The sequence below is a fragment of the Klebsiella sp. Ech2A genome, from assembly GCF_030078455.1.
In the GTDB taxonomy this organism is placed as follows: domain Bacteria; phylum Pseudomonadota; class Gammaproteobacteria; order Enterobacterales; family Enterobacteriaceae; genus Klebsiella; species Klebsiella terrigena.
Window position 1 is genome coordinate 1 of sequence record NZ_JAQGFU010000308.1, and the last position, 3507, is coordinate 3507.

General features: G+C 53.7%; 7 protein-coding genes. 4 read left to right on the forward strand and 3 right to left on the reverse strand.

Translation table 11 applies throughout. The features are described from left to right. Positions 1 to 311: aldehyde dehydrogenase family protein (locus tag PFH44_RS25990; RefSeq protein ID WP_283826615.1), on the forward strand; the 311-nt coding region annotated here is incomplete at its 5' end. A 579-nt stretch (positions 312 to 890) separates the two neighbouring features. Here the strand turns inward: PFH44_RS25990 and PFH44_RS25995 are convergent. Beyond that, a complete protein-coding gene (locus PFH44_RS25995; protein WP_152643963.1) occupies positions 891 to 1013 on the reverse strand; it encodes a small membrane protein in 123 nt (40 codons plus the stop codon). Positions 1014 to 1555: 542 nt separating this feature from the next. On the opposite strand from PFH44_RS25995, the gene PFH44_RS26000 reads away from it, so the two are divergent. Beyond that, positions 1556 to 1924, forward strand: coding sequence for a hypothetical protein (locus PFH44_RS26000; RefSeq protein ID WP_406627066.1), 369 nt, complete (start codon positions 1556 to 1558; stop codon positions 1922 to 1924). A 50-nt stretch (positions 1925 to 1974) separates the two neighbouring features. Here the strand turns inward: PFH44_RS26000 and yncL are convergent, their stop codons facing one another. Next, a complete protein-coding gene (gene yncL / locus PFH44_RS26005; protein ID WP_071844919.1) occupies positions 1975 to 2070 on the reverse strand; it encodes a stress response membrane protein YncL in 96 nt (31 codons plus the stop codon). Positions 2071 to 2261: 191 nt separating this feature from the next. Here yncL and PFH44_RS26010 point away from each other — a divergent pair, with 191 nt between their 5' ends. Together PFH44_RS26010 and PFH44_RS26015 are read left to right on the forward strand one after the other, a co-directional pair. Beyond that, complete coding sequence (locus PFH44_RS26010) at positions 2262 to 2435, forward strand: GhoT/OrtT family toxin (protein ID WP_071844920.1); 174 nt, start codon at positions 2262 to 2264, stop codon at positions 2433 to 2435. 72 nt (positions 2436 to 2507) lie between these two features. Next, positions 2508 to 3257 carry an alpha/beta fold hydrolase gene (locus tag PFH44_RS26015; RefSeq protein WP_283826616.1) on the forward strand — a complete coding sequence of 250 codons (750 nt, stop codon included), beginning with the start codon at positions 2508 to 2510 and terminating at the stop codon, positions 3255 to 3257. 28 nt (positions 3258 to 3285) lie between these two features. On the opposite strand, the gene PFH44_RS26020 is transcribed toward PFH44_RS26015, so the two are convergent. Then, on the reverse strand, positions 3286 to 3507 hold a 222-nt coding region (locus tag PFH44_RS26020), incomplete at its 5' end, for an aldehyde dehydrogenase family protein (protein WP_283826617.1).

Sequence of the window (3507 nt, forward strand, 5' to 3'; positions counted from 1 at the left end):
ATGATATTGTCCAGCGCGAGGTGTTTGGCCCGGTGGTCAGCGTCACCGCGTTCAGCGATGAGGAGCAGGCGCTGGCGTGGGCCAACGATTCGCAGTATGGTCTGGCCTCGTCGGTGTGGACCCGGGACGTCGGCAGAGCCCATCGCCTCAGCGCGCGTCTGCAGTACGGCTGCACCTGGGTGAATACCCACTTTATGCTGGTGAGCGAAATGCCGCACGGTGGGCAAAAGCTGTCGGGTTACGGCAAGGATATGTCGATGTATGGCCTCGAGGACTACACCGTCGTGCGCCACGTGATGATCAAACACTAAAGAGCAGCACGCCGCCGACGGAGTCCGTTCAGGCCCCTCGGCGGCGGTAAACCGCAGGCGGTGGCGCGCGATAATCACCCTGCAATCATGTTAGCTTGCTAATAGTCATCAATGGCAGGAATTGCTAAGACAAACGGCGCAGTGATATGAGATTATTCTTATGCCCCTTCAAGAGCTAAGCCATGATGAGTGCCGGAGATAAGCGCCGGATGGGGCTCAAATATCCACGCCCCTGCATTAACAGTGCAGGGGCTTTTTTTGCGCCTTATTCGCGTCGCGGAATGTGCCGCTCGCGTTTACCCCGGATTATTTCCTCTGCGGCTGAACGGCGCGGGGGCGATTTCTCCCGCCCCGAGGTCCCCGTTACGGGCGGCCGCGCGAGCGCGGGAATAATCAAAGCGGGGTAGATGGAGCAGGGGGAGGGAAAAGGTTGGTCTACGCCATCAAATTCTGCAAGTGGTTACATTGGCGCAACACACCACGCCGGCGGGCGCGTGAGCTGCTAATACGCACAAAATGAGAATGGTAAATAAATTTTTCGCTATTACCGAGGCTTTTCAGCGAGGCCAATGCATTAGCCTAGCGTTTATCCTTTTTACTCGGCAGGCTCGACTGCCGACGTTCGCGCACGTAAGAAATAAGATTGTAAACTGCGATAACCAGTAATATTAACGCCACAATAAGCACGGCAATCCCGGACATATTCCACCTCAAATTTAAAAGGAGCAACTGAAAAGGTATTCATAACCAATGTTTATGAATGTAAATTCATCCTTGAAATAACGCAAATGGTATTTGTTCTCTTTCAAATGAAGAGTGAGCGGGCTGGCGCGGTGAGGATCGGCCTAAGGCCGCACCAATCATGGGGTTGTCTGCTTTTTTTGCTCTCTGGTGGCAAGATGAGATTTAAGAAGTATCGCATTTTCCGCTAATAGAACTCTTCGTCATACATTATTGTTAGTTAACTATTGGCGTGCGTTTCTGCCGATTTTTTTAAGTATAATCTGATACTTCCTGAGCGCAGGGGAGGCTTCGCCGTTGCGGAGGAGCGTTTTCCTGAATAAGTAAGGTTAATTCATTATCTTCGCCCCGACGTAAACTATATCCTTTCTTTTTGTGGCGCTATTTGCCGGCTGCAGCTCCGAGCCGCGATCTCTTGATAAGAATGTCAGTAGTAAAAACGAAATCTATTTCGACCTTATTTCGTCACGTCAGCTTTATTAATTAAAGTTAATGTTTAATTAATGTTAATGGTTAGTTCAGGTTTGTATCTATTAAATGTTTGCGGCCGTTTGGCGTTTGACTTTGACGGGGCGGCCATGCGAAAATTTGTCATAATTTGTTACTGTGAAGTTGATTTTGTTTTGAAAAACATAGCATTTTTTCTGCTGGTGGCCTGCGCCAGCGCCATTCTCTATGGCAACCTGCCCGCTCAGCGCGTTTTAGGTTGTGAAAAGCAGGGGGCAAGTGAAGCCGTCTGTCTCTCCGCTGAATGGGATAGCGAGAAGGTCAATCCGCTGCCGGCGTATAACCCTGAGAACCTCAAGGCTATGGCCGTGCTGCAGGCTACCTCACAGGTGGAAGCCGCCCATACGGTCGCTATCAAATCGTAAAAAAGCAGCCCTTTAAGGCTGCTTTTTTAGGTTTCTTTGCTGAGAAAAAATCAGTAAAACCAACCAAAACGAACGGATAACAGGCTAATAAGCGCAAATGCTGCGCCGACATTAATCAGAATTACGGTTTTGCTGGAAACGTCCATAACGCCACCTTTATGAGTAAGCCTCTACAGGTATAGTACGAGGTCAAAGGATGCGCTATCAGACAAGGATGAATCGGACGTTTTCTGTCGGCTACCCGCAGTATTTTTACTTTGTCATGCATGAATCTCTGATCCGCTTTCCGCTGTTGAAAGAGGCGCGTCGTAAAGGCGTTTTCAGGGAAGGACTAAGAATGACCCTATATCAAAAGATGCTGATTTTTTATGCGGTGATGGGATTTATCTGCGCCGTTATCAGCTGGTTTTTAACCAAAGAGAGCCGTCTGATTCGCCTGCTTGCCGCGCTGCTGATCGGCGCCACCTGGCCGTTTAGCTTCCCGACCGCGCTTCTCGTTTCGCTATTCTGAGATGAAGTAAGCGTTGGCATTCGTTAATAATGACTGTATAAAAATACAGTTTTCGTTAACGGGAGCTTATCTATGAACGGTTTCTTCTCCTCTCTGGCCGGCGCCACCGTGCGCTGGCTCGATCTGCCCGGCGGTGGTGACCCGATCGTGTTTATCCACGGTCTGGGGTGCGCCTCCTCGTACGATTATCCTCGAGTGGCTGCCGATCCCGCGCTGAGCGGGCGGCGGGTCGTGCTTATCGATCTGCCGGGCTATGGCTACAGCGATAAACCCGCTGAGTTTGGTTACAGCACCACGGAACAGGCGCGGGTGGTGGTCGAACTCCTTGACCACCTGCAGCTGTCGCGCTGCTATTTGTACGGCCATAGCATGGGCGGCAGTATTGCCATCGAGGCGGCTGAACGCTTAGGTGAACGCGTGCTTGCGCTGCTGGTGGCCGAGCCCAACCTGTACGCCGGCGGCGGGGTGTACAGCCGGGCGATTGCCGCGCAGAGCGAAGCGGAGTTTGTCGCCGCCGGCTATGGCGAGATGCTGGCGGCGGAATCGTCGCCCTGGGCCGGGTGCCTGCAGAACAGCGCCCCCTGGGCCGTCTGGAGAGGGGCAGGCAGCCTGGTCTGCGGCGTAACGCCATCATGGTTTACCCTTTTTTGCCAGCTCTCCTGTCCGAAGACGCTTATCTATGGCGAGCTGTCGCTTCCGGAACAGGAGGCCGAGGACGCCGTCGCGCAAGGGATTACGCTGCGGGTTGTGCCCGACGCCGGGCACTCGATGGCCTGGGAAAATCCTGCCGAGCTGGCGGCGGCGATCGCCAGCCGCTGCTGAGACGATCGACTCCGGCCGGTGGAATGGGTTAAAACGGCAGTTCGCGGGGCTGCATTTGCAGGGTTATCCAGCGCAGTTCGGTAAATTCGTCAACGCCCGCGCGCCCGCCGAAGCGTCCGTAGCCGGAGGATTTACAGCCGCCGAACGGCATCTGGGCCTCATCATGAACGGTGGGGCCATTAATGTGGCAAATCCCCGTTTGCAGGCGCTGCGCGACGTTCCATGCCCGGGCGCTGTCCCGGCTGTATAC

Coding starts and splice junctions, on each gene's coding strand:
- PFH44_RS26015 (WP_283826616.1), top strand. CDS start 2,508: ATGAACGGTTTCTTCTCCTCTCTGGCCGGCGCCACCGTGCGCTGGCTC.
- yncL (WP_071844919.1), bottom strand. CDS start 2,070: ATGGACGTTTCCAGCAAAACCGTAATTCTGATTAATGTCGGCGCAGCA.
- PFH44_RS26010 (WP_071844920.1), top strand. CDS start 2,262: ATGACCCTATATCAAAAGATGCTGATTTTTTATGCGGTGATGGGATTT.
- PFH44_RS25995 (WP_152643963.1), bottom strand. CDS start 1,013: ATGTCCGGGATTGCCGTGCTTATTGTGGCGTTAATATTACTGGTTATC.
- PFH44_RS26000 (WP_406627066.1), top strand. CDS start 1,556: ATGTTAATGGTTAGTTCAGGTTTGTATCTATTAAATGTTTGCGGCCGT.